Consider the following 26,536-nt stretch of genomic DNA (forward strand, 5'->3'; position numbering starts at 1 on the left):
CCGGAGTTCACCAGTCGTGCCTTCATCGCGTGGGTGCAGCAGCACGGCGTCGACCACCAGCTGATCGAGCCGGGCAAGCCGATGCAGAACGGCTACATCGAGAGCTTCAACGGCAAGTTCCGGGACGAGTGCCTAAACGAGCACTGGTTCAGCTCGCTCGCCCAAGCCCGGCAGGTCATCGCCGAGTGGCGCCGTGACTACAACCAGGTCAGACCCCACAGCAGCTGCGGGCGCATCCCGCCCGCTGAGTTCGCAGCCCAACACCGGATCAACAACCAGAAGAACGAAGTACCCTTCAACCCCGGACTTTCCCAGTAACGGGTGGTATGGCTGCTGGGGGCACGTCACGGGCTGGCGCGATGCTGTGAAGCTGGACCTGACCCGTGGTTTCTACTCTCACCGCCGGTTCGTGTTATAGCCCGTCCGATTCAAAGGCGCATGCCTCCGCCTTGGAGGCCTGCTCGAATTCGCCACGCGCAGGGAACTCGCACAGTTTGATGTGGCGGAACAGTCCGAATGAAGGTGCCCGGCTGGAATCCACTACCAGGATGACTGAAAACAACTCGCCCCTTCCGAGCGCAGCCGCTACGTCAGCGCAATCGACGAATCTGGGCGGGCCAAGGGCGGTGAAACGCACTGAAACCTGTTCGTACTTCTGACATGTCGCTTCGAGGTGTTTCAGCACATCCAACGACCCGACGCAGGATTCGCAATAAAACAAAACAACCCGCAAGGACCACAGAGCCCCAATCGTGACCAACGCGGCCATGATCATCCGCCCATTCATGTGCTATGTCCCTCCTGCCGATGCCATCGGGCCAACCTGGGTATTGGGGAATCCCACGGATAGCCAGAGAGCGGATTGAGGGCTCACTGGGAATGAACCCGACCTCGGTTATCAATTTCCCCAGCCTAGAATCCGCGGCAGTTGTTCATGAGCGCGCTGCCATAGGCCTCACGCGACGCAAACTGCGGGTCGGCGTGATCCATGGACGGCAGGCGACCTCCGTTGTACTTCCATACGCGCTCGGCCTCGCCGGGGAACACCGGCTTTCTAGCCTCCCAACACCAATCCAGCAGCTGCGGCACCTCTGGGAACGAGACCACCGATCCCGTCGACTCGATCAGTAGCTCAACGTGCCGGTCGTTGGTGCCGAAGCAGGTCATGGCGCACCCGGACACGCGCTCAGTAGGCATGTGGATGGGCTGATGGAAAGGCAAAGAAACGGAAACACCGATGCCTTCACCGCTGACGTACAGGTCCACCACGCCGCCATAGTTCGTCGCCCCAACGTGGCTGGGGCCGCCGATGGTCATGGACGTGCTTCGAACGGAAGGCTCAGCTTCCAGCGCGTCCACGGCGAAATCGCGTTCGAGCGTGCTGTAGGCCTGCGAGCACCCTGCCAGCAACACGGCCATAGAAAATGCACCAATACAACGAATGATCATGGCACTTGCTCCGCAAGAAAAAGTAAAGGCGGAAACTACCGTCCAACGCAGCAGGTTCAAAAGCGACAAGAGTCAGTTTCTATGACCTGGAAAATGAACCCGACGCCTCCTTTTTGTTACCAGCTCACCCGCCCCGGAAAGTGAACCTGACCCCCTTACCGTTTGGTTCACTGAGGCGCTCGCGCAGAAACGGGCTTTCTGACGACGAGCCAGTAATAGAGAATCGCTGCAGCAACCCCTCCGATCAAGAGCAAAGTGCAGCGAAACAACTTTCGCGACGGCGGCGCTGTACTTACACAATGCCAAAGCATTGCCAAGAATACGGACACTCCCGAACCGGCAACCACAACCCAAAGCGTGCTACGCACGAAGTCCACTGGCGCCGCTGTGTCCACTACCCCAACAGCAACCAAGGCAATCAATGAGAAGGAAGCAACGCTCACCAATATCTTCAAAGGACCCATCCGTTGCCTCAACGATCCGAAATAGAGTGAGAGTGAGGTGCTGAGCGGAGCGCAAAAGGAGTGAGCGTCAATTTCCATGATCCGGCAAATGAACCCGACGCCTTCTTCTGGCACCTGCTCATCCGATCCAGAAAGTGAACCTGACCCCATTCTTGCACGCGGGTGCCGAAGTGCTCACTTCTCGAACGCCTTCAGAACAAGAAGGGGATCAAAGTATCTTTTCATGCCTTGGAAAGTGAACCTGACCCCCTTTTTTGGCCACGCCCAATGGCGAGCGTCACGGCCGGCGTGCGAGCCTTGGGATACAGCTCGATCAGCCTGTCGAGCACCTGAGTGAGCCGCGACCTCAGAGCGGGCAACGACGCCGCACACGAACGCGCGGCGGCGTAGATCTCGGGGCGATCGGCGAGAGCTTCGGCGATGCGGACGCCAGTCACACTGCGCCGTCTGGCCAGTGTTTGCAGGCCCTCGGACCCCGTATCGATGTAGGTCTGCAGCGCGTCCGCAGCTGGCCAGCCTTCGGTGGCGTCGTACAGTGCATAGAAGCGCTCGACATCGACGTACTCGATTCGGACGGAGGGTGGCGCCGCTGTGCTGGGATTGCAGGCAAGGCCGCTACAGGCAAGCACAAGACCAAGAAGGTGGGCAGAGTACCTTTTCATGCTTTGGAAAGTGAACCTGACCCCATTCTTAGACCCCATTCTTAGAAATCAAGAACAGCACGTGAAACAGACCAGAAAACCTTACTCACTCATGGAAACTCAACCTGACCCCGTTTTCCTACCCCGTTTTCCTCTTTTGGCACCCGCTCATCCGTACCACAAAGTGAACCTGACCCCGTGCTTGCGAAAGTCTCTACACGATCTAAAGCCTCTCCAGCTCGAACGACCCAAAGGTCCCCCTTTGCTCGTCATTAAAGTACTTCCCTGCCGCGCCTTTAAGATCGTGCGAAAACAGAATGTCCGAGTGACCAAAATACGCGTCGTCGGTCGACGCCTCCGCGTTCTCTATGTTTGAGTACAGATACTTGAGGCGAATTGCGCCGGATGAAGTTACTTCGATCGTCGCGCCCTGGCTAAAGAAGGCAATTCTGTCGTCGCCCAACTCCATGGTTACTTGAATGGAGTTCCGAATTATCTTGATCCGCAGTACAGCCTCCCATGGCTGGTTCGCCGGACCTCCGTAGATACCCATCAGCCCCTTGCACCTCCAATCGCCACGAATCTTCTGGATTGGAATCGGATGGGCAGGCTGACTCCCGGCGTGGCGATTATTTCCCGCTAGCCGGTCAATTTTCGCGTAGGCGTGCACTCTGGGACTCCTTTAGTCAATATTTGATCTTGGACGGCCGCTTGATCAGCGGTGTCGCAAGATACATACAAGCGCCTGTCAAGACTCGATCTACAAACTCACAGAATGGACGCTGGCGGTCGTCTCGACGCGCTCACCGGGCGCCAAGGAAAGGGGCCAACAAAAAGGGTAGATTCAGTTTCCATGATCTGGCAAAAGAACCCGACCCCCTCTTTTGTTACCAGCTCACCGCCCCGGAAAATGAACCTGAACCCCTTCTTCCCATGTGGCAAAACAAGACCTGACCCCAGCTTTTGCTTTACCCCACTGATCCGACCAAGGAAGTGAACCTGACCCCCTTATCGCCTATCGCCTGCCCTCAGAAAGTGAACCCGACTCCGTTACCGCTTTCGGTCACTGCCTTTTGGCTTCAATTCGGGACGATTGGTGAACACTGGTAGCTAATCTTGTTTATTCCGTCGGTGGCATATTTGCCGCCCACTCCTCCGGGGGCGGAAATCGCCGAGACGAAGGTGCCGACAGGGCAACCGTTCCTGTCTCCCCCGCCTTGATTCGTAATCTCAAGCTGTACCGCACCTCGATCCCTAGTCCCGAGGGCATCGACCATTGATCGAAGAGATGCGTTATTTTTCTCTAAGGAATCGACACGTGCGACCAGTTCGGAGTTGGATGGATCGCATGGGCGGCTTTTCCCGAAAGATAGCCCGAATAGCTGCGTGGTGCATTCCGCGAAGAACATGCCATGCGCAACCGAGCCCGCAATCACTAAGGCCGCGAACGCAAACACCCACCGAGGCAGTGAGCCAAAATCAATTGAAGTCACCCCAGCCCTCCTTTCGTTTGCACCAAGCACTGAACACGAGAGAAATCGGAAAAGGGGTCAGAGTCAGTTTCCATGATCTGACAAATGAACCCGACGCCATCTCTCAGCACCCGCTCATCCGACCCAGAAAGTGAACCTGACCCCCTTACTGCTACTGCGGAAAGTGAAACTACCCCCCCTTACCGCTCAGCTCGGTGGATTCCAAGCGACACCGTAAACATGCCTGAGAAGCGGGCTCTTTAGTGAGACGGCGAACGAAACCGAGCCAGCAATGCAGCTCTTCTTTACCTCGGCCCTAGAAATCTCGCTCTCCACGATGTAGTCGATCCCATGCGAAAAACTAGCCACGAAGAACTCTACATCCTCAGGGTCAATTTTGTATTCGCGCGGAAACCTAAAATGCAGCTCGATCTCGCGCGCTCGGTTAACCGGAACAATCCCTTCATAGCAGAGAAAGTTCCTACCAAAAACTTCGGTACCTCTACTCGAGCCAACATCGGATTGCTTCACAGGCGCCAAGTACCTACCGGAGAACTCCATATCATAGGTAAGTCGGTCGCCTTTACGAGCGGGAGGTGACAACCTCACCTCGCCGATAACACCCAGCGGGGATACTTCCTGGAGTTCAAGCACTGCATTCAGAGGCCTACTTGACGACACTAGCTCAAACTTGCTATTCATCGGGCAAGCATTAACTGGAAGCGACGGCGGAGGGAATTCACTCCATCTATAGATTGGAAGTTTCTCGCACCCGTCCCTTACAACCAAGATCGATCTTTGCGTTGCGTGGTACCAATAGAAATCTTGGCCATCCGCTTTGAGCTCAAAAAGATGGCTGGCCTCCTCGGCGATGAAGTCCGTTGTCTCTTGGGACAACAACAACTCGTGATCTGTCAGTCCGCCCAGTTTCACACTGTGAATCGATGCGATCGCCCGGCGCAGAAATTCCGCCGAGAAGAGCTTGCTTCGGGAGAAGGTCTGATACGTTCCAAAATTTGGGGAGAACCCATCCATCTGGACACCATCCTCGGCAAAAACTAAGGTCGGTTTAGCCTTTCCGAATGCCATAGCAATTTCCTGAGAAACGGCGGACGGCATTCGAAACGACTCCTTTCCTTCGATCTTGTCTCGAATGGTAGCCACGGCGATCACAATATCCGCACTCTCGATCATTTGAAGGGCCATTGCAGGGGGCACTTCACTCCCACCATGGTCGACATTTGCGCAGCTTATGTCCAAACCCTCACAAATAGCTCGAAAGAAGGAGTTAACCTCCCTATCACCGGCCGAGAACGAGCAGGAAAAGAACGCTTTGACCTCTGCAGACTTCATAGAACCCTCCGCGCCCCTGAAAAAGCTTCGTCGTGATTGCTCTATGCCCTAGGCCGAAAAAGGGCTCAGAGTGAAATTCCATGATCTTGTAAATGAACCCGACACCCTCTTTTAGCACACTCTCATCCGACATAGAAAGTGAACCTGACCCCTCACCCGTAGACCCTAGCGCTTTCTGGACAGTAGAAGTGCGCGTGAGGCCATGGATGCAGTAAGGAAGTCGATCGCCGTATGGGCTTGCTTCAGCGCATGAGCTTCGCTTCTGAACTTCTCCAGCTGCTCCCCCAGAGGCTTGAGGTTTGAGAGCTGCATTCGTAACCGGATTGCAGTTCCGGGAATTCCCCATCGCATGGGGACGACATCCGTCCCCGAGACAGAGATCGCGCTGGATCCGCTGCCAATCAGAAAGCTACCGCCTCGACGACAGAGGGAACTGGTCATGTAAAGCCCGTACCCAGAGTTAGTCCACGGGCTCCGCGATCGCATTCGCTTCACTTTTTCTGCTTTCCCCGAAACACCCGGAAGCAACGCCAAATGAAGCGCGTCGAGGTCTGACTCGAATTTAAGCTTGGGGTTCTCACGAAGACCTTGTGCGATCCCTATTCCCCAGTCCATCGCTGCAACCTCAACTTCACCCCTCGCGGGCCAGTACTGCGCGCAAGTGGCGACCCGGTCTGCTTGGCTATGCTCAATAACGTTTCGCATGATCTCCCGCATCGAGTATGTGAGAGTCTCGTGTACGTCTTCGTTGGAGCCCTGACAAAGGATGCTAGCAAGCTCATCTGCGAGCTGCTCCATCACTTCACCCGTCTCTACTCCCTGCTGATCCGCCATCCGCCTGACGTCTTCTGCGAGAAACACCTTGATCGGCGCATAGGAACCGCTTCCTTCGCCAACCTTCCCCAGCCGCGGACTGCTCCCCAAAAAAGACTGAAAGAAACCGAAGTTATTCGCGTAGCTGCCTACTGGGACGCTTCGGACTCGCAGCGCATTAAATCTCCTCAGGCTCTTTTGTCGAGATATCTCGCTCGAAGCAATGAGAGCTGATAGGGGCTCGATCCAACGCAATCCTGAGAAGTCAATGTCGCAATCTTCCCCGTCAGGAACCTCTCTGAGTTTTGCGGCAAACCCCAGTGCAGCTTGTGTCGAAAGTCGCTCTGGAAAACGAATCAACACCTATGCTTGCCCCCGTGGTTTCACCCACACTTCGAATACCCACAATTCAAGCAAGTCTGACACCCATCCATCACCACCATCGCCTGGGTGTTGCACTTGTGGCAGAGGGTCGCGCCGGGCGGGAAGCTGGCGACGTCGCTCTTCGCTTCCGCACTCGCCGCGCCCTCAGCCGCCGGGCTTACCTCAACGTTTTTTTTTGACTGGGCCTCGAAGGCGGCGCGCTTCTCAGCAATCAGGGCGCGCTGGTGTTCGTCCAGCTCGGGGTCGACGATCAGGCCGATCGTCTTCATGTGGTCTTCGACCACGGCGCCGATCTCGGCGACGATGCTGGGCATGTACACGCCGCCGGCTTTGAAGTAGCCGCCGCGCGGGTCGAACACGGCCTTCAGCTCTTCGACCAGGAAGGTGACGTCGCCGCCCTTGCGGAACACGGCGCTCATGATGCGGGTGATGGCCACGACCCACTGGAAGTGGTCCATGTTCTTCGAGTTGATGAAGATCTCGAAGGGACGGCGCGATTCGTGGGCGGTGCCCTGGTTCAGCACGATGTCGTTGATGGTGACGTACAGGGCGTGCTCGAACAGGGGCGATTTGATCTTGTAGGTGGAGCCGACCAGCACTTCGGGGCGCTCGATCTGCTCGTGCATCTGGATGACTTCGGCGCTTTGGCGCACGGGGGCTTCGGCCGGGGCGGGCGCGGCTGCGGCAGGGGCGGGAGCGGCGGCCTTGTCTTCGGGCTTGAGGACAGAGTAGCCCTTGATTTTTTTGGTGATTTTGACGGCCACGGGGGCTCCTTCGGGTCGGGTGGTGCGGCGCTGGGCGCCTGCGGGGTGTGGGTGTTTGGGGTGGGTAGGGTGAGGTGGGGTTTGCCCCCTCTCCCCCACCCCTCTCCCTCCAGGGGAGAGGGGCTTGAAGCTTGGGTGTCGCGAATTGGGTGGGTGAGGCGGGGTTTTGCCCCCTCTCCCCCACCCCTCTCCCTCCAGGGGAGAGGGGCTTGAAGCTTGGGTGTCGCGGGTTTGGTGGGTGTTGGGCTTCGCCCCTCACCCCCACCCCTCTCCTGATGGGAGAGGGGCTTGATGCGTTGCCTGTCGCGGGGCGGGCTTGGGCCTGTGCTTCGCGCCTGGGCGGTTGTTCTGTCGGCCGTCGGCGGTCTGCGCCGGGGCTTGGGCGGTGGGGGTTCACCCGCCGCCGGTCAGGCGGCGGCGGGTGTTCCCTCCGGTCTTACTTCTTGGCCGCTTTCTTGGCTGCGGCTTTCTTGGCAGGGGCGGCTTTCTTGGCGGCCGCTTTTTTCGCTGGGGCTTTCTTTGCGGCGGCCTTGGCAGGGGCCTTCTTGGCCGCCGCCTTCTTCACCGGTGCGGCCTTCTTGGCCACAGCCTTCTTCACCGCGGCGACCTTCTTGGTGGCGGCCTTCTTGGCGGGTGCGGCTTTCTTGGCGACGGTCTTCTTGACCGCCGTGGCCTTCTTGGCGGCGGCCTTCTTCGCCGGTGCCGCCTTCTTGGCCACGGCCTTCTTGGCGGCGGCGACCTTCTTCTTGGCGGTCTTCACCGCGCCGGCGACGGCCTTCTTGGCTTCGCCGACTTTCTTGTCGACGGCCTTCTTGGCGGCGGCGGCTTTCTTCTTGGCGGTCTTCACCGCGCCGGAGACGGCCTTCTTGGCTTCGCCGACCTTCTTGTCGACGGCCTTCTTGGCCTTCTTGTACTGGCCTTCGGCCTGCTTCTTCACCTTGGCGGCGCGCTTGGCCACGGCCTGTTCGGCGGCGACCACGGCCTCTTTGGCGTCGTGGGCGAGTTCCTGGGCTTTCTCGGTGACGGCTTCCACCGCCTCGCTCAGGGTCGCGGTTACCCCATTGCCATTGCTCATCTGCCACTCCTCACGTCGTATCGGGACGTTCTAGCTTCGGGCCTGCCCCGCGTGGGGCAGTGGTATCGAGAACATTGACCGCCGCCGGTGCGTCCTGCGCCGGTGGCTTGCACTTGCCCGGCGACACAGGCCGGGCATGCGCGAAGGGGTGCGCCCTTCGCCGCAGGCCGATCCTTGGCCTGCGCCGGGCTTGGGATCAAGCCCTGGGTGTTGCGGTTGCCGCACCTTTCCCCACGAGAGAGAGAGGTGTGATGCGAGGGTTCGGCGAGTTGAATGACCCGGGCCGGCGTCGCGCTCACGGTGGGCCAGGGCCCACCCTATGCGATGCGGCGGAGCGGTGCAGCGCCGCGAGCGCGATGCGACAGATGCAGCGCAGCGCAGTGCGCGCGGTGCGGTGAATGCGACCGCGATGCGGCCGGTGCTTTGGGTTGGGTGAGGCGAGCGTCGAGGCCTTGGTGGGCCAGGGCCCACCCTATGCGGGTGCGTGGGGCGGGTTTGGGGCCTTGGTGGGCCGAGGTCCACCCCACGCGCGGGGTTTGCCCGCGCGTCGCTCGCGCCTCACTCAGAACTTGCCGTAGTAGCCCTCCTTGAGTGCGTCGAAGAGGTTGGCGGCGGTGTGCAGTTCGCCGTCGTATTCGATCTGCTCGTTGCCCTTCACTTCCACCACGCTGCCGTCTTCCAGCTCGAAGCGGTAGGTGGTGTTTTCGAGGTCGGCCTCCTTCACCAGCACGCCCTGGAAGGCGGCGGGGTTGAAGCGGAAGGTGGTGCAGCCCTTCAGGCCTTTCTCGTGGGCGTAGCGGTAGATGTCCTTGAAGTCCTCGTAGGGGTAGTCCGTGGGGACGTTCGCCGTCTTGCTGATCGAGCTGTCCACCCAGATCTGCGCGGCGGCCTGGATGTCGACATGCGCCTTGGGCGTGATGTCATCGGCGGCGATGAAGTAGTCGGGCAGCTTGGCCTTCTCGTCCTGCGCATACGGCATGGCGTCGGGGTTGACCAGGCTGCGGTAGGCCAGCAGCTCGTAGCTGTAGACCTCGACCTTTTCCTTCGACTTCTTGCCTTCGCGGATGACGTTGCGGCTGTAGTGGTGGGCGAAGCTGGGCTCGATGCCGTTGCTGGCATTGTTGGCCAGGCTCAGGCTGATGGTGCCGGTCGGCGCGATCGAGCTGTGGTGGGTGAAGCGGCCGCCCTTCTCCGCCAGCTTGGCGACGAGCTCCGGCGCCACCGTGGCGATCTTCTGCATGTAGCGGCTGTACTTGGCGTGCAGCTCGCGGCCCTTGATGGTGTCGCCGATCTTCCAGCCGTCCTTCGCCATTTCCGGGCGCTTGCGCAGCATCTCGGCGCTGACGGTGAAGTCCTCGTCCATGATCGGCGCGGGGCCCTTTTCTTCGGCCAGCGACAGCGCGACTTCCCAGCCGGCCACCGCCATCTCGCGGGCCACGGCCTCGGTGAACTCGCAGCTCTCCTTGCCGCCGTAGGGCATGCGCAGCATGGTCACGGTGCTGCCCAGGCCGAGGAAGCCCATGCCGTGGCGGCGCTTGCGCAGGATCTCGGCGCGCTGCTGCGGCAGCGGCAGGCCGTTCACCTCTACAACGTTGTCGAGCATGCGGGTGAACACGCGCACGACTTCCTTGTATTCCTCCCAGTCGAAGCGCGCCTTGTCGGTGAAGGGATCGCGCACGAAGGTGGTGAGGTTGATCGAGCCCAGCAGGCAGGCGCCGTAGGGCGGCAGCGGCTGCTCGCCGCAGGGGTTGGTGGCGCGGATGTTTTCGCACCACCAGTTGTTGTTCATCTCGTTGACGCGGTCGATCAGGATGAAACCCGGCTCGGCGTAGTCATACGTCGAGACCATGATCATGTCCCACAGGTGCCGCGCGCGGACGTGGCCGTAGATCTTGCAGGCCACCAGTCCGTCGTCGCGGGTGATGTAGGTCTCGCTGGCCGGCCAGTCGCGCCAGACCACCTGCTCGGCGTTGCCGAGGTCGATCTCGTCGACTTCCTTCTTGTTGACCGGGAACACCAGCGGCCACTCGGCGTCGGCCTGCACGGCCTGCATGAACTCGTCGGTGATCAGCAGGGACAGGTTGAACTGGCGCAGGCGGCCGTCTTCGCGCTTGGCCTTGATGAAGTCCTTCACGTCGGGATGGGACACGTCGAAGGTGCCCATCTGCGCGCCGCGGCGGCCGCCGGCGCTGCTGACGGTGAAGCACATCTTGTCGTAGATATCCATGAAGGACATCGGGCCCGAGGTGTAGGCGCCGGCACCCGCGACGAAGGCGCCCTTGGGGCGCAGGGTGCTGAACTCGTAGCCGATGCCGCAGCCGGCCTTGAGCGTCAGCCCGGCTTCGTGGACTTTCTCCAGGATGCCGTCCATCGAATCGGGGATGGTGCCCGACACGGTGCAGTTGATCGTGCTGGTGGCGGGCTTGTGCTCCAGCGCGCCGGCATTCGAGGTGATGCGGCCGGCGGGGATCGCACCGCGGCGCAGCGCCCACAGGAAGCGCTCGTACCAGTACTTCTGCTTTTCGACCGTCGGTTCGGCGTCGGCCAGGGCGCGTGCGACGCGCTTGTAGGTGTCGTCGATGGTCGCATCGACGGGCTCGCCCTTCTTGGTCTTGAGCCGGTACTTCTTGTCCCAGATGTCCCAGGACGCGGGCTGGAGTTCGATCACTTTGGCCTCGTTACGCACCGCTTCAAGCCGAACGCTGCTCATCCAATTTCGCCTCTTTCTTGTGGCCGTGGCAGCAGGACCTTGGTCGATCCGGACCGCGGCTGCGCTGAACGCACAGCGCCCGGCACGGTCGGAAGGGGGCGCAAGACGCGCTCCGGTCGCGATACGTGCTGGGGTCCGGGCGATTTCGGGCTGCCCTGCGCCTCGACTGATGGGTTCTTGTTGTGCGACGGGCCCTCGATGGGACCCTCGTCTTCCGTCGCCGCCGACCACCGCCCCCCGGCCAGTGCCTGCTGCTTCGGGTCTCCCGTTGTACCGCTTGCTCTGCCGCCGAATTCGCCCTGCCCCCGCCTGCCTGCGCGTTGGCCGCAAGATCCGCTTCACGCCGGCTTGGCGTTGTGTCTCGCCCGGGCAGCGACCCCAATCTGTAGGGTTTCGCGTGGGGCGAGACCACAAGATCTAGTGGACAACGGCCTCGTACGCTACGCCCGGGCACCCCGGGTGTCAACGCAAAAAACTGTGGAAAACCGCTTGATCGAGCGCGCGATTTCTGAAGCCCTTGAGTGCGCGGGATTTGCGCGGATCGGCAGCTGCGTGGAGCCCTGCGCGCTGCGTGAAGGGGGCATGTAGAACACGCGCCACGGGGCGGGTGTGGAGGCCACCGTGGGCCGGGGCCCACCCCATCGAGGCCCATAAGGTGGGTCCTGGCCCACCGTGAGCTTCACCCTCGCCCCGGTTCACAAGCACGCGGCCGGCTTTGCATGGCGCGTATCGGAAGGATCGACGCGCGGCTCACCCTGCGCCCTGCTTCCGTGATGGATACCCGCCGCGGGTTTGAAGCGCGGGCTCGCGCCCCCACCTTGCCGTGATCCGAATAGGGCGCAGACCTGCACCGCCTGCGCTGGAACCTGCGCGGCCCCGTCGGGTCTGCGTCGGCCTTCGTTCTCAAGCTCCGGCCCCAGGAGATTCGCCATGCCGCACGCCCCTGCGCGCACCACCGTCATCAGCTTTCGCCTGCGCAGCGCTGCGCTTGGCGCTCTATTGACCCTGGCCGCGATCGGCCTGTTCGCCGTCGCCAGCCATCTGCTGCGCCCGGCGCATGCCGCCCTGCCGGCGGTGGTCGATGGCCAGCCCCTGCCCTCGCTGGCGCCGATGCTGGAGCAGGTCACGCCCGCGGTCGTCAACATCCACAGCAAGACCGTGGTGCGGGTGCGCAACCCGATGGCCGAGGATCCCTTCTTCCGCCATTTCTTCGGCCTGCCCATGGTGCCGCAGGAGCGGGTGCAGCAGTCGCTGGGCTCGGGCGTGATCGTCAACGCCCGCGAAGGCCTGGTGCTGACCAACAACCACGTGATCGAAGGTGCCGACGACATCAGCGTGACGCTCGCCGACGGCCGCACGGTCACCGCCGAGTTCGTCGGCTCGGACCCGGACACCGACGTCGGCGTGCTGCGTATTCCCGCGGACGATCTCGCCGAGCTGCCCTTGGCGCGCGGCGAAGCACTGCGCGTCGGCGATTTCGTGGTGGCCGTGGGCAACCCCTTCGGCCTGGGTCAGACGGTGACCTCGGGCATCGTCTCGGCGCTGGGCCGCTCCGGCCTGCAGGGCCTGGCCTACCAGAACTTCATCCAGACCGACGCCAGCATCAACCCGGGCAACTCGGGCGGCGCCCTGGTCAACCTGCGCGGCGAACTGGTCGGCATCAACACCGCGATCTTCAGCCCCTCGGGCGGCAACGTCGGCATCGGCTTCGCGATTCCCGCCGAGCTGGCCAACGAGATCATGCGTCAGCTGCTCGACACCGGCCGCGTGCAGCGCGGCAGCCTGGGCATCGAGACCCAGGCCATCACCCCGCAGCTCGCGGCGATGCTGGATGTGGAAGGCGCGCGTGGGGCGGTGGTGACTCGCGTGCGGCCGGGCTCGCCGGCAGCCGAGGCCGGCCTGCAGCCGGGCGATGTGATCACCGCCATCGCCCAGCAGCCGGTCGACAGCCCGCAGACCCTGCACAATCGCGAGGGCCTGCTGCCGGTAGGCGAGCCGGTGACGCTGGAATACCTGCGTGCAGGCCGCAGCCAGCGCATCGAGCTGCGCCTGAAAGCCCGCCTGAGCCAGCTGCTGGGAAGCGCGCTCGATCCTCGACTGGACGGCGCCGAATTCGCGGCGCTGTCCGAGCGCCTGCGGCAGCAGGGCGTGGCCGGCATCCAGGTCGAACGGGTGGCGGCCGGCAGCCGCGCCGAGCGCAATGGCCTGGCCGCCGGCGACCTCGTCACCGGGATCAATCGCATCCGCATCGACAGCCTCGACACCTTCGGCGAAGTCATCGAAGCACAGCCGCAGCAGCTCGTGCTGAGCGTGGTGCGCGGGCGGCGCAGCGGCGTGGTGGTGATGGAGTAGGCGCGGGATTCGGGATTCGGGATTCGGGATCGGGATCGGGATCGGGATCGGGATCGGGATCGGGATCGGGATCGGGATCGGGATCGGGATGAGCATAGGGTGGGCCCCGGCCCACCATGAGCGGCACGCCCGCGGCTCGCTTCGCTCGGTCCTCATCCGGCATCGGTCCTCCACCGGCGCAAGGGCCAAGCCCATGCTGGACCAGAGCCCACCCGATGCAGCGGTTCCTCACGTTCGCCTGCACGGCGTGAGGGCTACCATGCCGTCTCCGACACGTCGCGAACCCACCGCTTGAACGCTATCCGCGCCATCACGCTCGACCTCGACGACACCCTGTGGCCGGTGTGGCCGGCCATCGAAGCCGCCGAGCGCGAGCTGCAGGCCTGGCTGCAGCAGCACGCGCCGGGCACCGCGCGGGCCTATCCGATCGAGCGCATGCGCGCGCTGCGGGCGCAGGTCTACGAAGACCACCCGCACCTCGCCCACGACTTCTGCGAGCAGCGGATGATCTCGCTGCGCATCGCGCTCAGCGAAGGCGGCGAAGACCCGGCCCGCGCCGAGGAAGCCTTCGAGGTGTTCTACGCCGCGCGCAATCGCGTCGAGCTCTACGCCGACAGCCTGCCCGCGCTCGAACGCCTGTCGGCGCGTCTGCCGCTGGCGGCGCTGACCAATGGCAACGCCTGCATCCATCGGATCGGCCTGTCGGCGCATTTCCAGTTTTCGCTGGGCGCGCGCGAGCACGGCGTGGCCAAGCCTTCGCCGTGCATCTTCCACGCCGCCTGTGCGCGCTTGGGTCTGGCCCCGCACCAAGTGCTGCACGTCGGCGACGATCCGCACATGGACGTGCTCGGCGCCCGCCGCGCCGGCCTGCGCGCGGTGTGGATCAACCGCCGCGACGAGACCTGGGAACACGCTGAAAAGCCCGACCTCGAAGTGCGCAGCCTGGATGAGCTGGTGCACTGGCTGGAGCGCGCGTCGGCGGCGTGAGCGCGGCCGCGCGGGTCACTCCGGAGATGCGGATGCTTCGTTCCCTCCTTTCTGCCGCATCGCCCACTTGGCGCCCCGGCACGCCTTGACGGCGCAGGCATGACTGGGTCCAGTGCCGGGGCCAAGCTTCTCTCCCCTCTCCCCTTGAGGGAGAGGAGTGGGGGAGAGGGGCAAACTCGCGAGGCTGTGTGACTCCTTTCGGGAGCGCACCGACGCGCCTCTCATCCCCGCGGGAGATCGAACGCAACACCTTCAGCGCGGACCCTCAACGGTTCACCAGGGCCATCCCCTCCGGCGGGTAGCGCCCGCCGCTGATCTCGACGGTCTCGAGCGCCGCGCGGATGCGCTCGACCCAAGCCGAAGACAGCGCAACCTTCAGCGCGCCGAGGTTCTCCTCCAGCCGCGTCACCGAGCGCGTACCGGGAATCGGCACGATGTCCTCGCCCTGCGCCAGCAGCCAGGCCAGCGCCAGTTGCGCCGGTGTGCAGCCGAGCTCGATCGCCCAGGCGCGCACCTGCTCGACCAGGGCCTGATTGCGCGCGGCGTTGTCGGCGCGGAAGCGCGGGTGTGCGCGACGGCGATCCGTGGCATCGAGCTGCTCGGCGCTGGCGATGGCGCCGGTCAGAAAGCCCCGGCCCAGCGGGCTGTAGGGCACGAAGCCGATGCCCAGCTCGCGGCAAGTCGGCAGCACGTCCGATTCGACGTCGCGCGACCACAGCGAATACTCGGTCTGCAGGGCCGCGATCTTCGCCACCTTGGAGGCGCGCCGCAGGGTCTCGGCGCTGGCCTCGGACAGGCCCAGATGCCGCACCTTGCCGGCCTCGACCAGACGCTGCATGGCGCCGACAGTGTCCTCGATCGGCACGTCGGGATCGACGCGGTGCTGGTAGTAGAGATCGATGCAGTCGACGCCCAGCCGCGCCAGGCTCGCCTCGCAGGCCACGTACACATACTCGGGCCGCCCGCAGATACCGACCACGCGGCCATCCGGCGCGCGCACGTTGCCGAACTTGGTCGCCAGCACCACCTCGTCGCGGCGGGTCTTCAACACCTTGGACAGCAAACGCTCGTTGGCGCCGCAGCCGTACATGTCGGCCGTGTCGATGAAGCTCACGCCAAGGTCCAGCACCCGATGCAGCACCGCGAGATTGCTCGCGTGATCGGACGGGCCGTAGAAATCGGACATGCCCATCGCGCCGAAGCCGAGCGCGGTGACTTCGAGACCTTCGGCGAGGCGGCGACGGGGAAGCGGATGGGTCGACATGGCGGACTCCATGGAAGGGATGACGGCACGATGCGCGGCAGGCGCCGATGTCGCCAGTGCGGAAAGGCCGAGAAAGCCGGAGAGGCCTTCAGGCGTCGATATACTCGGCAGCCTTGCCGCATGCGAGTTCCCAAGTGACGGGCACCAGCCTTCTCACAGCGACGTCCAGAGCCGTACATCGTCATCCCCGCGCAGGCGGGGATCCAGTGCTGGAGCGACCGGGGCGAGTCGAACTGGGCCCCCGCCTTCGGGGGGGCGACGGGAATGGAGGCAGCGCGAGGGGCGTGTTTCCTGGCGGAGCGCGAAGCCAGCGCGTCCCACTCGCTTGTCATCCCCGCGCAGGCGGGGATCCAGTACTGCAGCGACCGGGGCGGGGCGATCTGGGCCCCCGGCTTCGCGGGGGCGACGGAAATGAAGGCAGCGCGAGGCGCGTGTTTCCTGGCGGGGCGCGAGGCCTGCGCGTTCCCGGCGTCGGCGAGTTGCGAGTTCCGAATCCCGAATCGCAAATCCCGAATCCCGGCGCAGCCACCGAGGCCGCGCCATGAGCACCCGCATCCTCGGTATCGACCCCGGCTCGGTGCGCACCGGTGTTGGCATCGTCGACGCCGACGGTACCGGCCGCTGCGTGCATGTGCATCACGAGGCCCTGAACGTCGGCCTGGAGGACGAGTTTCCGAAGCGCCTGCGCGGCATCCTCGACGGGCTGTGGGGGCTGATCGATCGCTTCGCGCCGAACGAGGTCGCGATCGAGCGGGTGTTCCTGTCGCGCAATCCGGACTCGGCGCTCAAGCTCGGCCAGGCGCGCGGTGCGGCGATCTGCGCGGTGGTGGCGCGCGATATCGGCGTGCACGAGTACTCGCCCATGCAGATCAAGGGCGCCGTGGTCGGCCGCGGTGCCGCCGACAAGGCCCAGGTGCAGCACATGGTCGGCGTGCTGCTGGGCATCGACGGCAAACTGCAGGCCGATGCCGCCGACGCGCTGGCGGTGGCGATCACCCATGCGCACACCCGAACCCTGGCCGCCCGCACCGGCGTGGCCGCTTCCCAACTCATTCGACGTCGAGGCAGCAGACGATGATCGGTCGCTTGCGCGGCACCCTGATCCACAAGGCCCCTCCACAGATCGTGGTCGACGTGCACGGCGTCGGCTACGAGCTGGAGGCGCCGATGAGCACCTTCTACGACCTGCCCGAGATTGGCCGCGAGGTCAGCCTGTTCACCCACTACGCGCAGAAGGAGGATTCGGTCGCCCTCTACGGCTTCCTGAAGGACGCCGAGCGCCGGCTGTTCCGCGAGCTGCAGAAGGTCACCGGCATCGGCGCCAAGATCGCGCTTGCCGTGCTGTCGGGCGTTTCGGTGGACGAGTTCGCGCGCCTGCTGCAGGCCGGTGACGTCACCGCGCTCACGCGCATTCCCGGCATCGGCAAGAAGACCGCCGAACGCATGCTGGTCGAGCTGCGCGACAAGGCCTCGAACATGGGCGGCAGCGGCTTGAGCTTCGTGCCCGCCCCCGGTGCAGGCGTGCCCACCGACCCGCTGAGCGAAGCGATCGTGGCCCTGCAGCAGCTCGGGTACAAGGGCGTGGAAGCCCAGCGCATGGCCGAGAAGGCGCACGAGGACGGCGATACGGCGGAGGCGATCATTCGCAAGGCCCTCAAGTCCGCTTTGCGGACTTGAGGGCCCGGGATTCGGGATTGGGGATTCGGGATTCGTTTGCGGGGACCCGCCGCTGCGGCGGGGTGAGAGCGGAGGCTCCGGACTGCAGTGGCTGAAGCTGAGCAGTTGGGCCTGGAGCTGAGACTGACGCTGGAGCTTGAGCCCCTCTCCCGGTGGCGCGAGGCGGCCCGCTTGTGGGCTGCCGGTGGCAGCCGACGGGCCGATGAGCCCGAGCGAAGCGAAGGTCGGGGTTGGGGAGAGGGTCCGGGCGGAGCAAAAGCTCCACACCTCGGATCAGACATCCTTATGGGCGTCTCGACGCAGCTGTTGAGGACACCCAGCCCTCACCCCAACCCCTCGCCCACAGGGAGAGGGGCAAGAGCACAGAGCCTCTCGCAGTCGGCCTCGACCAACAAGCCGGCGGAGCAGCGCGCCGTTGTTCCCCCAACCCCGTAAACTGCCGCGTTGCGTAAGGGACCCCCAGCGGCCTGCACCCCGCCGGCTGCGAATCCCCAATCCCCAATCCCCAATCCCGGCCCAGCAGTGACCGACAGAATCGTCTCCCCCGAGGAATCCCTCGACGAAGCCCGGCTCGAGGCGTCGATCCGCCCGCGCGTGCTCGACGACTATCTCGGACAGGCGCCGGTGCGCGAGCAGATGAAGATCTACATCGAGGCCGCGAAAAAGCGCGGCGAGGCGATGGATCACGTGCTGATCTTCGGCCCGCCGGGGCTGGGCAAGACCACGCTCAGCCACGTCATCGCCAATGAGCTCGGCGTCAGCCTGCGCCAGACCTCGGGGCCGGTGATCGAACGGGCGGGTGATCTTGCGGCCCTGCTGACCAACCTGCAGCCGCATGACGTGCTGTTCATCGATGAGATCCATCGGCTGTCGCCGGTGGTCGAGGAGATCCTCTATCCGGCGATGGAGGACTACCAGATCGACATCATGATCGGCGAGGGTCCGGCGGCGCGTTCGATCAAGCTCGACCTGCCACCCTTCACCCTGATCGGCGCCACCACCCGCGCAGGACTGCTCACCAGTCCGCTGCGCGACCGCTTCGGCATCGTCCAGCGACTGGAGTTCTACACGCCGGAAGAGCTCACCGCGATCGTGCGACGCTCGGCGCGCATCCTCAACATCCAGTGCGCGCCCGAGGGTGCCGCCGAGATCGCGCGCCGCTCGCGTGGAACGCCGCGTATCGCCAACCGCCTGCTGCGTCGCGCCCGCGATTTCGCTGAAGTGCGCGCCGGCGGCGTGATCACGCTCGAAGCCGCGCAGGCGGCCATGGCCATGGTCAAGGTCGATGCCGAGGGTTTCGACGATCTCGACCGCCGCCTGCTGAAAACCATCGTCGAGAGCTTCGACGGCGGCCCCGTCGGCGTGGAGTCGCTGGCCGCCGCGCTCAGCGAGGACCGCGGCACCATCGAGGATGTGGTCGAGCCCTATCTGATCCAGCAGGGCTACCTGGTGCGCACGGCGCGCGGCCGCATGGCGACCAGCCGCACCTGGAAGATGCTGGGGCTGAAACCGCAGGGTGGCCCACCGCCCGACCTGTTCTCGGGCCAGTGATGCACACGTCCAGCAGCGGCAACATTCAACGCGAATTCAGCTGGCCGGTACGCGTTTACTGGGAAGATACCGACGCCGGCGGGGTGGTCTACCACGCCAGCTATGTGCGATTCCTGGAGCGCGGCCGCAGCGAGTGGCTGCGCGCGCTGGGCATCCACCAGCAGGCGCTCGCGACGGACCGCGACCTGCTGTTCGCGATCCGCGCCATGCAGCTCGATTTCCTTCGCGCGGCGAGGCTCGACGATGAACTCACGGTGCGCACCTCGATGAAGTCGCGGCGCGGCGCCAGCCTGGTCTTCGAGCAGGGTATCTGGCGCGGCGACGAGCTGGTGCTGCGCGCAGAAGTGCGTGCGGTCTGCCTTGTGGCCAGCACGTTCCGCCCGCAGCCGCTGCCCGACGACCTGTTCACCGACGTAGAAATCCATTCCCTGTTCTGAAGGCTACGGAGCACACGGCCACCATGCCCATCTCGCAAAACATCAACGTGCTGGACCTGATCCTGCACGCCAGCCTGCCGGTGCAGCTCGTCATGCTGCTGCTCGTGCTGGGTTCGATCTCGTCGTGGGTGATCATCCTGATGAAGAAGCGCGTGCTCGATCGCGCCTTCAAGGGCGCCGATGCCTTCGAGGAGCGCTTCTGGTCGGGCACCGACATGAGCGCGCTGATGCGCGAGCTGGGCAACCAGGACGAGCGCGCCACCGGCCTGTCGGCGATCTTCGAGGCCGGCTTCCGCGAGTTCGCGCGCCTGCGCCAGAAGAAGGGCATGGACAACCGCACCCAGCTCGAGGGCGCGCAGCGCGCCATGCGCACGGCGCTCTCGCGCGAGATGGACGCACTCGAGCACAACCTCGAATACCTCGCCAACGTCGGCTCGATCAGCCCCTACGTCGGCCTGTTCGGCACCGTCTGGGGCATCATGATCAGCTTCATCGGCCTCGCCGACGTCAAGGAAGCCACCATCGCCACCGTGGCGCCGGGCATCGCCGAGGCCCTGATCGCCACCGCCATGGGCCTGTTCGCGGCGATCCCGGCGGTCTGGGCCTACAACCGCTACGCCACCCGCGTCGAGCGCATCCACACGCGCTACGAGACCTTCGCCGAAGAGTTCTCGACCATCCTGCAGCGTCACGCCCACGTCGACGACTGACGGCACGGAACCCGAGCGAGCATCGCCATGCGCAAGCGCACCAAGCGCAAGCTGAAGAACGAGATCAACGTCGTCCCCTATATCGACGTGATGCTCGTGCTGCTGATCATCTTCATGGTCACCGCACCGCTGTTGAACCTGGGCGTGGAGATCGAGCTGCCCGAATCCAACGCCCGCCCGGTCGAGACCCAGAAGGACCCGGTGATCGTGGAAGTCACTTCCGACGGTCGCTTCTTCCTCACCCTGCAGGGTGCGGCGGCGGAGGAGATCGATGCCGAGAGCCTGGTCGCCAAGGTCAGCGCCTTCGTGCGCAACAACCCCGAGGTGCAGGTGATGGTGGCCGGCGATCGCCGCACCGACTACGGCACCGTCTACCAGGGCATGGTGCTGCTGCAGCAGGCCGGCGTCTCCAAGGTCGGGCTGATGAGCAAGCCCGAGGCGAACTGAGAAGGCCGCCACGAGCGCAATGGAAACCCGCGAGGACAAGCTGGTCTCACTGGTGCTGGCGATCGGCCTGCACTTGGCCCTGTTCGGCCTGCTGTTCGTGGGCATGCTGTGGCAGAAGCCGGCCCAGTCGCCCTCGGTGCGCGGCGAACCGATCACCGCCACCCTGGTGATGGGCGGCGCGCAGCCGTCCGCGCCGACGCCGCCGCGCCCCGCCCGCCAAGCCGAACGCGAGACCGCACCGCCGCCGCAACCCACTCCCGAACGCGCGCCGCAGACGGCGGAAGCGCCGCCGCAGGCCGCACCGCAGGCGCCCGTGCCCACGCCCGACACCGAAGACGCCGAGAAGGCCGCACGCAATGCGCTGGCCGAAGCCGAGCGGCTGGAACAGGAGCAGCGCGAGAAGCGCCGCCAGGAGCAGGTGCTGCTGGAGCAGCAGGCGCAGGAGGAGGCCCAGCGCCTGCAGCGCCTGCGCGAACAGCAGGAGCGCGAGCAGCAGGCTGAGCTCGACAAGATCCGCCAGCAGCGCGAGGCCGCCGAGCGCCAGCGCCGGATCGAGGAAGAGAAGCTCAAGCAGCTGCAGGATCTGCGCAATCAGCAGAACACGCAGAACCGCCCGGGCAATGCGGATCGCGAGCAGCCGGCGACGCAGAACGCTTCGGAGGTGGGCAACCGCGGCACCGATGACAGCCTGCTGGGGCGCTATCAAGTGGCGATCCAGCAGAGCGTCCAGCGCAACTGGCTGCGCCCCGAAACTGCCCAGGCAGGCATCCGCTGCACGGTGGACATCGTCCAAATTCCTGGCGGCGAAGTGATCAGCGCCAGCGTGACCTCGCCCTGCAATGCCGACGAGCTGACTCGCCGCTCGATCGAGGCTGCGGTGATGAAGGCGAACCCGTTGCCATATGAGGGCTTCCAGTCGGTGTTCACCCGCCAAGTGCGCTTCACCTTCCGCTTCGACGGCTGAAACCGTGATTTCTGGCGCCTCCGCGAGCTGCCGTTCAGCTTCGCCGCTGCCCCTCGTGTAATGTTCGCGCTTCACGCTAACTCCCGGTTCCAGCCGCCTCTCGAGGCCCGCTGGCCCACGGTTGCGCCCATCGCACTCCAGGCCCGACATGACCCCGACGCTGTCCCGCATCGCTGCCCTGCTGATCGCCGTCTGCGCCCTGTTGGCCGCGTCCTCCGCACAGGCACAGCGGCTGGAAATCGACATCGTCGATGGCAATGCGGCGGCGCTGCCGATCGCGGTGGTGCCCTTCGAGTACCTCGGCACCGGCGCCACGCCCGAGACCGACATCGGCGCGGTGATCCGCTCCAATCTGAACCGCAGCGGCTCCTTCCGCGCGCTGTCCGAGCGGGACGTCATCGAGAAGCCCATCCGCTCCGCCGACGTCAACTACGCCACCTGGCGCCTGCTGAAGCAGGACTTCCTGGTGGTCGGTCGCGTGCTGGACGGCAGCGACGGCGGCTACCGCGTCGAGTTTGAACTCCTGGATGTTGCCAAGCAGGAGCGCATGCTGGGCCTGGCCATGATCGGCCGCAGCGGCAGCCTGCGTGACGTTGCCCACCAGATTTCCGACCAGATCTACGAGCGCATCCTCGGTGTGCGCGGCGCCTTCTGGACCCGCATCGCCTACGTCACCGCTGTCGGCCTCGGCCGCGACATGCAGTACGCGCTGATGGTCGCCGACGCCGACGGCTTCAATCCTCAGCCGGTGGTGCGCTCGCGCGAGCCGCTGCTGTCGCCGGCCTGGAGCCCCGACGGCCGCCGCATCGCCTATGTCAGCTTCGAGCGCGGCAACTCCTCGATCTACATCCAGGACATCGGCACCGGCCAGCGCGAGCTGGTGGCCAGCTACCGGGGCATCAACGGCGCGCCCAGCTTCTCGCCGGACGGCAGCAAGCTGGCGCTGACCCTGTCGCGCAGCGGCAACCCCGAGATCTACGTGATGGACCTCGGCAGCAAGCAGCTCACCCAGCTCACCCGCCACTGGGGCATCGACACCGAGCCCACTTGGGCGCCCGACGGCAACTCGCTGTTTTTCACGTCCGACCGCTCCGGCAAGCCGCAGATCTATGAAGTGCCCGCCAGCGGCGGCGATGCCCGTCGCATCACCTTCCTCGGCGAGTACAACGCCCGTCCCAGCGTCTGCTGCGAAGGCAAGAAGTTGGCGATGGCGCAGGGTCAGGGAAATGTTTATCGTATTGCGGTTTTGGACCGCACCGTGGGCAACCCCGGCGTCCAGAATCTGGTGTCGGTCGGCAATCTGGACGAGTCGCCGAGCTTTGCCCCGAACGGAAGCATGCTTCTCTACGCCGCCCGCGAGGGCCGCCGCGGTGTGCTGTACGCCGTGTCGGCGGATGCACGCGTGCGGCAGCGCCTTGTTCTAGCCGAGGGTGACGTCCGGGAGCCCGCCTGGTCGCCCTATCGGCAGCGCTGAGGCCGCAAGGTCCCGGCGCGCAGCAAAACGGCGTGGCCCGAAAGGCCTGCGCCGCCCTCATGACAGGACGTCGTGGGGCAAGGTCCGAAGGCCGCGAGGTCATAGGACGGCGGGAACAGGCAGGCCGCGCCTCAGGGCGATGGCAACGGCCTGCACTCGGATCCAAGCGCTGGAAAGCGTGTGATCCGGGGGACCCGCTCGAGGATGGGCTCACTCCAATCGTTACACCCCATAAGACTGCACCCGATCGCAACCCCAAGGACCCTGCTCCATGAACACCATGAACCGCCTGCTGATCGCCGCCGCTACTGTGGCCGCCCTGGCCGCCTGCGCCAAGAAAGAAGAAGTGAAGCCCGAGCCGCAGCCCGAGCCGCAGCCCGTCGTCCAGCAGCCCGTCGTCGATGACGGCAAGTACAGCCCCGAAGACCTCGACCGCGATCCCTGCCTGGTCAAGCGCGTCGTCTACTTCGATTTCGACAAGTCGGACATCAAGTCCGAGTTCGCGTCGATCCTGGCCTGCCACGCCAAGTACCTGACCGACCGCCCGTCGGCCCGCATCACCCTTGAAGGTCATGCCGACGAGCGCGGCTCGCGCGAGTACAACATGGGCCTCGGCGAGCGCCGCGGCAACGCCGTCAATGGCGCCCTGCTGTCGAACGGCGGTTCCGCCAGCCAGCTGACCGTGGTCAGCTACGGCGAAGAGCGTCCGACCTGCACCGATTCGACCGAAGGTTGCTGGGGCCAGAACCGTCGCGTCGAGATCGTCTACACCGCCCGCTGATGCGCGCGTACAGCCTCCTCGCAGGCTGCCTGGCAACGGCGACCCTCTGGGTCGCCGTTGCCACTCCGGTGGCCGCCCAAGGTTCCCGCCTCTCGCTCGCCGATCGCGTCGCGCGGCTGGAGCAGCAGCAGTCCGGGGGTGACCAGGCCCAGGCCAACATCCAGCTTCTGAACCAGATCAGCGAGCTGCAGGCGGAAATCGCCTCGCTCCGCGGACTGGTCGAACAACAGGCCTTCGAGATCGAAGCCCTGAGCAAACGCAATCGCGACCAGTACCTCGACCTCGACAGCCGCATTGGCCGTCTTGAGGGCGGTGGCGCTGGCGCCATGGCTTCCAACCCGGCGACCGGCGCGGGCGCCGGTGCTCCGGCACCCGTCGATGAGATCAGCCTCGGTGGCGAGCCTTCGCGGGCAGAATCGGCGGCGACTGGGACGACAACCTTCGAAGAACCCGAAGTGCGCGCGCCAGTCGAGGGCCTCGTGGGCACCGCTGCGCTGGGCGGCAGCGACACCGCGCCGGCCGCGATCGAAAGCGTGCGCGGCAATCCAGAGGACGAGCGTCGCACCTACGACGCCGCCTTCGACGAGTTGAAGGAAGGCCGCTATGCCGAAGCCGCGCGCCGCTTCAACAGCTTCCTGCAGATGTACCCGGACGGCGAGTACGCGCCGAACGCGCAGTACTGGCTTGGCGAGTCCTACTACGTCACGCAGAACTACGAGATCGCGCTGGAAGCCTTCCAGACCCTGCTGCGCAAGTTCCCGAACAGCACCAAGGCGCCTGATGGCCTCCTCAAGCTCGGCTACTGCCAGTACGAGCTGCGCCAGTGGAACGAGGCCGAGGCCACGCTGAACCGGGTGATGCAGCAATACCCTGACACCACCGTCGCACGTTTGGCCCAAGGCAGGCTGCGGGCGATGCGGCTGGAAGATCGCCGGTAGCGCCGGCGGTCTTGGGATTGGGGATTCGGGATTCGCCCGCTTCCACTATCGCTCTAGGAATCGCTACCCCCAACTCGCCGAGGCCCTTTCATTCGGGGCCCGATGAGCACGGAACGCCGAGCCACGAATCCGCCACCCAGTCGTGCGAGCGACAGCGCTGTGAATCCCGAATCCCCAATCCCGAATCCCATCGCCCAGAGCGACCGCCTCCGCCTCACCGAGATCTTCCTCTCGCTACAGGGCGAGTCGCGCAGCGTGGGCTGGCCGACGGTGTTCGTGCGCCTGACCGGCTGCCCGCTGCGCTGCGGTTACTGCGATACCGCCTACGCCTTCCACGGCGGTGAGTGGTGGGAAATCGAGGACATCCTCGCCGAGGTGGCCCGCCATGGCGCACACCACGTCTGCGTGACCGGCGGCGAGCCGCTGGCGCAAAAGCGCTGCCTGTTGCTCCTCGAGCGTCTCTGTGACGCCGGCTACAGCGTCTCGCTCGAAACCTCCGGCGCCATCGACATCGCCCCGGTCGACCTGCGCGTGCAGCGCGTGATCGATCTCAAGACCCCGGGTTCGGGCGAGCTGGCCAAGAACCGCTGGCAGAACCTCGACCACCTGCAGCCCTCCGACCAGATCAAGTTCGTGGTCTGCGACCGCGCCGACTTTGACTGGGCCATGCAGGTCACGCGCGAGCACCGCCTGCACGAGCGCTGCGAGGTGCTGGTCTCCCCCAGCTTCGGGCAGGTACAAGCGGCCGAACTCGCCGACTGGCTGCTGGCCGAGAAACTGCCGATACGCTTCCAGATGCAGCTGCACAAGCAGCTGTGGGGCGAGGCGCAGGGGCGCTGACGCGCTTCGCGCGCGGGATTGGGGATTCGGGATTCGCAAGCGCCGGGTTCCGGCCGCTCACTCTCTCCCTCGCGACCGCACGCAACGACATCGAGCAGTACGCGGCACCGCTAGGCGTCAACACTTGCCCACGGCAATGGCTGCGCCATTCCTTGATTTTCCGATCTGCGATCGCCCCGATGACAGGAGCTGAACATCCATGAATCCAGCGCGAGCCGTAGTGCTCCTCTCCGGCGGCATGGACTCCGCCACCGTGCTGGCGATCGCCCGCGCCCAAGGCTACGAGGCTTATGCCCTGAGCGTGGCCTATGGCCAGCGCCACACCTCCGAGCTGGCGGCCGCGGCGCGACTGGCGGAGGCGCTGGGCGCAGCCGCGCACAAGGTGGTCAACATCGACCTGCGCAGCATCGGCGGTTCGGCGCTGACCGATGACATCGAAGTGCCCGAGCACGGCGGCGAGGGCATTCCGGTCACCTACGTGCCGGCGCGCAACACCATCATGCTCAGCGTGGCGCTGGGCTGGGCCGAGGTGCTCGGCGCGCAGGACATCTTCTGCGGCGTCAACGCCGTCGACTACTCCGGCTATCCCGACTGCCGCCCTGAATTCATCGAAGCCTTCGAACGCCTCGGCAACCTCGCCACCAAGGCCGGCGTCGAAGGCCGCCGCCTGCGGGTGCATGCCCCGCTGATCGACCTCAGCAAGGCCGATATCGTCCGCCGCGGCATCGAGCTGGGCGTCGACTTCAGCGAGACCGTGTCCTGCTACCGCGCCGACGCCAAAGGCCGCGCCTGCGGCCATTGCGATGCCTGCCGACTGCGCGCGGCCGGCTTCGAAGCCGCCGGCGTCGCCGACCCCACGCGCTACCTTGGATGAATGGCAGCCCCGGCCCGAGCAGCGCAAACTTGTGCCTGCGCCGCCCCCTGACTACACTGCGCGGCCCTTTGCAGGCCACGCCGCAAGGGATCGACTCATGGGCCTCGCTGCCCAA

The 26,536-nt window shown here is 64.9% G+C and carries 24 protein-coding genes; 15 read left to right on the plus strand and 9 right to left on the minus strand.

Annotation, left to right across the window (positions count from 1 at the left end; genetic code table 11):
- Window positions 1-318: integrase core domain-containing protein (locus BLP83_RS15245; RefSeq protein WP_143006715.1), on the plus strand; the 318-nt coding region annotated here is incomplete at its 5' end.
- A gap of 594 nt (window positions 319-912) precedes the next feature.
- On the opposite strand, the gene BLP83_RS15255 is transcribed toward BLP83_RS15245, so the two are convergent.
- The 8 genes from BLP83_RS15255 to BLP83_RS15290 all read right to left on the minus strand — a co-directional run bounded on the left by BLP83_RS15255 (window position 913) and on the right by BLP83_RS15290 (window position 11,125).
- Window positions 913-1,449 (minus strand): hypothetical protein, encoded by a 537-nt coding sequence (locus tag BLP83_RS15255; RefSeq protein WP_143006716.1) that lies wholly within the window; start codon window positions 1,447-1,449, stop codon window positions 913-915.
- Window positions 1,450-2,134: 685 nt separating this feature from the next.
- Complete coding sequence (locus tag BLP83_RS15260; RefSeq protein WP_143006717.1) at window positions 2,135-2,575, minus strand: hypothetical protein; 441 nt, start codon at window positions 2,573-2,575, stop codon at window positions 2,135-2,137.
- A 202-nt stretch (window positions 2,576-2,777) separates the two neighbouring features.
- Window positions 2,778-3,224 (minus strand): Cap15 family cyclic dinucleotide receptor domain-containing protein, encoded by a 447-nt coding sequence (locus BLP83_RS15265; protein WP_143006718.1) that lies wholly within the window; start codon window positions 3,222-3,224, stop codon window positions 2,778-2,780.
- A 1,009-nt stretch (window positions 3,225-4,233) separates the two neighbouring features.
- Window positions 4,234-5,379: a TIR domain-containing protein gene (locus BLP83_RS15270; protein WP_143006719.1), complete on the minus strand. Its 1,146-nt coding sequence runs from the start codon at window positions 5,377-5,379 to the stop codon at window positions 4,234-4,236.
- A 165-nt stretch (window positions 5,380-5,544) separates the two neighbouring features.
- Entirely contained in the window at window positions 5,545-6,555 is a 1,011-nt protein-coding gene (locus BLP83_RS18415) for a hypothetical protein (protein ID WP_143006720.1), read from the minus strand.
- Between the two features lie 20 nt (window positions 6,556-6,575).
- On the minus strand, window positions 6,576-7,340 hold the full coding sequence (locus BLP83_RS15280; RefSeq protein WP_091244719.1) for a TSCPD domain-containing protein: 765 nt from the start codon (window positions 7,338-7,340) through the stop codon (window positions 6,576-6,578).
- 436 nt (window positions 7,341-7,776) lie between these two features.
- Complete coding sequence (locus BLP83_RS15285; RefSeq protein ID WP_091244720.1) at window positions 7,777-8,415, minus strand: hypothetical protein; 639 nt, start codon at window positions 8,413-8,415, stop codon at window positions 7,777-7,779.
- 562 nt (window positions 8,416-8,977) lie between these two features.
- Window positions 8,978-11,125 carry an adenosylcobalamin-dependent ribonucleoside-diphosphate reductase gene (locus tag BLP83_RS15290; RefSeq protein ID WP_091244723.1) on the minus strand — a complete coding sequence of 716 codons (2,148 nt, stop codon included), beginning with the start codon at window positions 11,123-11,125 and terminating at the stop codon, window positions 8,978-8,980.
- A gap of 930 nt (window positions 11,126-12,055) precedes the next feature.
- Between BLP83_RS15290 and BLP83_RS15295 the strand changes: the two genes are divergently transcribed.
- Window positions 12,056-13,477, plus strand: a complete 1,422-nt coding sequence (locus BLP83_RS15295) for a Do family serine endopeptidase (protein WP_091244726.1) — start codon at window positions 12,056-12,058, stop codon at window positions 13,475-13,477.
- A 291-nt stretch (window positions 13,478-13,768) separates the two neighbouring features.
- Window positions 13,769-14,464: an HAD family hydrolase gene (locus BLP83_RS15305; RefSeq protein WP_091244732.1), complete on the plus strand. Its 696-nt coding sequence runs from the start codon at window positions 13,769-13,771 to the stop codon at window positions 14,462-14,464.
- A gap of 265 nt (window positions 14,465-14,729) precedes the next feature.
- Here BLP83_RS15305 and BLP83_RS15310 read toward each other — a convergent pair whose 3' ends face one another.
- Window positions 14,730-15,728 carry an aldo/keto reductase gene (locus BLP83_RS15310; RefSeq protein ID WP_091244968.1) on the minus strand — a complete coding sequence of 333 codons (999 nt, stop codon included), beginning with the start codon at window positions 15,726-15,728 and terminating at the stop codon, window positions 14,730-14,732.
- A 541-nt stretch (window positions 15,729-16,269) separates the two neighbouring features.
- Between BLP83_RS15310 and ruvC the strand changes: the two genes are divergently transcribed.
- The 12 genes from ruvC to queC all read left to right on the plus strand — a co-directional run bounded on the left by ruvC (window position 16,270) and on the right by queC (window position 26,421).
- The gene (gene ruvC, locus BLP83_RS15315) at window positions 16,270-16,806 is read left to right on the plus strand and encodes a crossover junction endodeoxyribonuclease RuvC (protein WP_091244734.1); all 537 of its coding nucleotides are present in this window, start codon (window positions 16,270-16,272) and stop codon (window positions 16,804-16,806) included.
- The gene (gene ruvA / locus BLP83_RS15320; RefSeq protein ID WP_091244737.1) at window positions 16,803-17,405 is read left to right on the plus strand and encodes a Holliday junction branch migration protein RuvA; all 603 of its coding nucleotides are present in this window, start codon (window positions 16,803-16,805) and stop codon (window positions 17,403-17,405) included. The genes ruvC and ruvA overlap by 4 nt, the downstream gene beginning before the upstream one ends.
- Window positions 17,406-17,927: 522 nt before the next feature.
- Window positions 17,928-18,956 carry a Holliday junction branch migration DNA helicase RuvB gene (ruvB, locus tag BLP83_RS15325; protein ID WP_091244740.1) on the plus strand — a complete coding sequence of 343 codons (1,029 nt, stop codon included), beginning with the start codon at window positions 17,928-17,930 and terminating at the stop codon, window positions 18,954-18,956.
- On the plus strand, window positions 18,956-19,393 hold the full coding sequence (gene ybgC / locus BLP83_RS15330) for a tol-pal system-associated acyl-CoA thioesterase (protein WP_091244742.1): 438 nt from the start codon (window positions 18,956-18,958) through the stop codon (window positions 19,391-19,393). The genes ruvB and ybgC overlap by 1 nt, the downstream gene beginning before the upstream one ends.
- Before the next feature lie 23 nt (window positions 19,394-19,416).
- Complete coding sequence (gene tolQ / locus BLP83_RS15335) at window positions 19,417-20,103, plus strand: protein TolQ (RefSeq protein WP_176764227.1); 687 nt, start codon at window positions 19,417-19,419, stop codon at window positions 20,101-20,103.
- 27 nt (window positions 20,104-20,130) lie between these two features.
- Window positions 20,131-20,550, plus strand: a complete 420-nt coding sequence (gene tolR, locus BLP83_RS15340; RefSeq protein ID WP_091244744.1) for a protein TolR — start codon at window positions 20,131-20,133, stop codon at window positions 20,548-20,550.
- 19 nt (window positions 20,551-20,569) lie between these two features.
- Window positions 20,570-21,514: a cell envelope integrity TolA family protein gene (locus BLP83_RS15345; protein ID WP_091244746.1), complete on the plus strand. Its 945-nt coding sequence runs from the start codon at window positions 20,570-20,572 to the stop codon at window positions 21,512-21,514.
- Between the two features lie 148 nt (window positions 21,515-21,662).
- The gene (gene tolB, locus BLP83_RS15350) at window positions 21,663-22,988 is read left to right on the plus strand and encodes a Tol-Pal system beta propeller repeat protein TolB (RefSeq protein ID WP_091244749.1); all 1,326 of its coding nucleotides are present in this window, start codon (window positions 21,663-21,665) and stop codon (window positions 22,986-22,988) included.
- A 271-nt stretch (window positions 22,989-23,259) separates the two neighbouring features.
- Window positions 23,260-23,769, plus strand: coding sequence for a peptidoglycan-associated lipoprotein Pal (gene pal / locus BLP83_RS15355; protein ID WP_091244751.1), 510 nt, complete (start codon window positions 23,260-23,262; stop codon window positions 23,767-23,769).
- Complete coding sequence (gene ybgF / locus BLP83_RS15360) at window positions 23,769-24,707, plus strand: tol-pal system protein YbgF (protein WP_091244753.1); 939 nt, start codon at window positions 23,769-23,771, stop codon at window positions 24,705-24,707. The genes pal and ybgF overlap by 1 nt, the downstream gene beginning before the upstream one ends.
- A gap of 102 nt (window positions 24,708-24,809) precedes the next feature.
- A complete protein-coding gene (queE, locus tag BLP83_RS15365; protein ID WP_091244755.1) occupies window positions 24,810-25,547 on the plus strand; it encodes a 7-carboxy-7-deazaguanine synthase QueE in 738 nt (245 codons plus the stop codon).
- A gap of 199 nt (window positions 25,548-25,746) precedes the next feature.
- Window positions 25,747-26,421: a 7-cyano-7-deazaguanine synthase QueC gene (queC, locus tag BLP83_RS15370; protein WP_091244759.1), complete on the plus strand. Its 675-nt coding sequence runs from the start codon at window positions 25,747-25,749 to the stop codon at window positions 26,419-26,421.
- Window positions 26,422-26,536 lie beyond the last annotated feature (115 nt).

Origin of the sequence: Aquimonas voraii, assembly GCF_900101825.1 — a bacterium.
Classification (GTDB): domain Bacteria; phylum Pseudomonadota; class Gammaproteobacteria; order Xanthomonadales; family Xanthomonadaceae; genus Aquimonas; species Aquimonas voraii.

Bases quoted from the DNA above. Each gene is read 5' to 3' on its own strand.
- ruvA (WP_091244737.1), top strand. From the start codon at position 16,803: ATGATCGGTCGCTTGCGCGGCACCCTGATCCACAAGGCCCCTCCACAG.
- queC (WP_091244759.1), top strand. From the start codon at position 25,747: ATGAATCCAGCGCGAGCCGTAGTGCTCCTCTCCGGCGGCATGGACTCC.
- BLP83_RS15310 (WP_091244968.1), bottom strand. From the start codon at position 15,728: ATGTCGACCCATCCGCTTCCCCGTCGCCGCCTCGCCGAAGGTCTCGAA.
- tolQ (WP_176764227.1), top strand. From the start codon at position 19,417: ATGCCCATCTCGCAAAACATCAACGTGCTGGACCTGATCCTGCACGCC.
- tolR (WP_091244744.1), top strand. From the start codon at position 20,131: ATGCGCAAGCGCACCAAGCGCAAGCTGAAGAACGAGATCAACGTCGTC.
- ybgF (WP_091244753.1), top strand. From the start codon at position 23,769: ATGCGCGCGTACAGCCTCCTCGCAGGCTGCCTGGCAACGGCGACCCTC.
- ruvC (WP_091244734.1), top strand. From the start codon at position 16,270: ATGAGCACCCGCATCCTCGGTATCGACCCCGGCTCGGTGCGCACCGGT.
- queE (WP_091244755.1), top strand. From the start codon at position 24,810: ATGAGCACGGAACGCCGAGCCACGAATCCGCCACCCAGTCGTGCGAGC.
- ybgC (WP_091244742.1), top strand. From the start codon at position 18,956: ATGCACACGTCCAGCAGCGGCAACATTCAACGCGAATTCAGCTGGCCG.
- BLP83_RS15260 (WP_143006717.1), bottom strand. From the start codon at position 2,575: ATGAAAAGGTACTCTGCCCACCTTCTTGGTCTTGTGCTTGCCTGTAGC.
- tolB (WP_091244749.1), top strand. From the start codon at position 21,663: ATGACCCCGACGCTGTCCCGCATCGCTGCCCTGCTGATCGCCGTCTGC.
- BLP83_RS15255 (WP_143006716.1), bottom strand. From the start codon at position 1,449: ATGATCATTCGTTGTATTGGTGCATTTTCTATGGCCGTGTTGCTGGCA.
- pal (WP_091244751.1), top strand. From the start codon at position 23,260: ATGAACACCATGAACCGCCTGCTGATCGCCGCCGCTACTGTGGCCGCC.
- BLP83_RS15345 (WP_091244746.1), top strand. From the start codon at position 20,570: ATGGAAACCCGCGAGGACAAGCTGGTCTCACTGGTGCTGGCGATCGGC.
- BLP83_RS15270 (WP_143006719.1), bottom strand. From the start codon at position 5,379: ATGAAGTCTGCAGAGGTCAAAGCGTTCTTTTCCTGCTCGTTCTCGGCC.
- BLP83_RS15285 (WP_091244720.1), bottom strand. From the start codon at position 8,415: ATGAGCAATGGCAATGGGGTAACCGCGACCCTGAGCGAGGCGGTGGAA.
- BLP83_RS15295 (WP_091244726.1), top strand. From the start codon at position 12,056: ATGCCGCACGCCCCTGCGCGCACCACCGTCATCAGCTTTCGCCTGCGC.
- BLP83_RS15290 (WP_091244723.1), bottom strand. From the start codon at position 11,125: ATGAGCAGCGTTCGGCTTGAAGCGGTGCGTAACGAGGCCAAAGTGATC.